The organism is Lonsdalea quercina, assembly GCF_900107885.1.
Lineage (GTDB): Bacteria > Pseudomonadota > Gammaproteobacteria > Enterobacterales > Enterobacteriaceae > Lonsdalea > Lonsdalea quercina.
The window spans coordinates 1-1,592 of sequence record NZ_FNQS01000028.1 but is presented as its reverse complement, the minus strand read 5'-3'; the positions used below and the strand labels follow the sequence as shown (position 1 = coordinate 1,592).

1 protein-coding gene is annotated in these 1,592 nt (G+C 62.2%); it reads right to left on the bottom strand.

The window, feature by feature from the left end:
- Nucleotides 1-1,592 (bottom strand): Ig-like domain-containing protein (locus BLU64_RS16905; RefSeq protein WP_139171544.1); only part of this gene is annotated, 1,592 nt, incomplete at both ends.

Here is a 1,592-nt window from a genome sequence, read left to right as displayed (position 1 = left end):
TCAACGGAATAACCGTGGTCGGCCGTGGCAGTCGTTGGGTTACCCGCCGCATCGGTGGTAGTGACTTCGGCATGGATCTGCGAATTACCGGCCAGCACGTCGCCCGGCACGCTCACGCTCCACACGTTGCCGTTGTCCGACGCGGTGACGGTAGTCTGGTATGCCTGATCGCCAATGGTCACGGTCACCGTATCGCCGACCTGCACGTCGTTGCCAACGCGGCCGGTGATAGCCTGCGGCTGACCGGCTTCAGCGATATTCACCGTGTTGTCACCGGTGACGTTATCGATAGTGATGGACGCTTCCGGCGCGGCGGTATCTACCGCGTAGCTGTGGTCAGCACCGGCAGTCGTGGCGTTGCCAGCACTATCGGTAGTGGTCACTTCCGCGTGGATCTGGCTGTTACCGGCCAATACCTCGCCCGGTACAGAGACGCTCCATACGTTGCCGCTATCGGAGGCGGTCACCGTAGTCTGGTATGCCTGCTCGCCGATGGTCACGGTGACCGTATCGCCGACCTGCACGTCGTTGCCGACGCGGCCAGTCACATTCTGGCTCTGACCTGCTTCGGCAATGTTCACCGTGTTGTCAGCGGTCACATCGTCGATGGTGATGGACGCTTCCGGCGCGGCGGTATCTACCGCGTAGCTGTGGTCAGCACCGGCGGTAGTGGCGTTGCCTGCACCATCGGTAGTGGTCACTTCCGCGTGGATCTGGCTGTTACCGGCCAGCACCTCGCCCGGCACGCTGACGCTCCACACGTTGCCGCTATCGGAGGCGGTGACGGTAGTCTGGTAAGCCTGATCGCCGATGGTCACGGTCACCGTGTCGCCCACCTGCACGTCGTTGCCGACGCGGCCGGTGATGGCCTGCGGCTGTCCGGCTTCGGCGATATTGACGGTGTTGTCACCGGTGACGTTATCGATAGTGATCGACGCTTCCGGCGCGACGGTATCAACGGAGTAACCGTGGTCTGCCGTGGCAGTGGTCGGGTTACCGGCCGCATCCGTGGTGGTGACTTCAGCATGAATGTCATTGTTACCGGCCAGCACCTCGCCCGGCACAGACACACTCCATACGTTGCCGTTATCGGAGGCGGTCACCGTAGTCTGGTAAGACTGATCGCCAATGGTCACGGTCACCGTATCGCCCACCTGCACGTCGTTGCCGACGCGACCGGTGATGGCCTGCGGCTGTCCCGCTTCCGCGATATTCACGGTGTTGTCTGCCGTCACATCGTCGATGGTGATGGACGCTTCCGGCGCGGCGGTATCGACCGCGTAACCATGATCGGCAGATGCCGTGGTCGGGTTACCCGCCGCATCCGTGGTGGTGACTTCGGCATGAATTTCATTATTACCGGCCAGTACCTCGCCCGGCACGCTCACACTCCACACATTGCCGTTGTCCGACGCGGTGACGGTAGTCTGATAAGCCTGATCGCCGATAGTCACGGTCACCGTATCGCCCACCTGCACGTCGTTGCCGACGCGGCCGGTCACGTTCTGGTTCTGACCCGCTTCGGCAATGTTCACCGTGTTGTCAGCGGTCACATCGTCGATGGTGATGGACGCTTCCGGCGCGGCGGTATC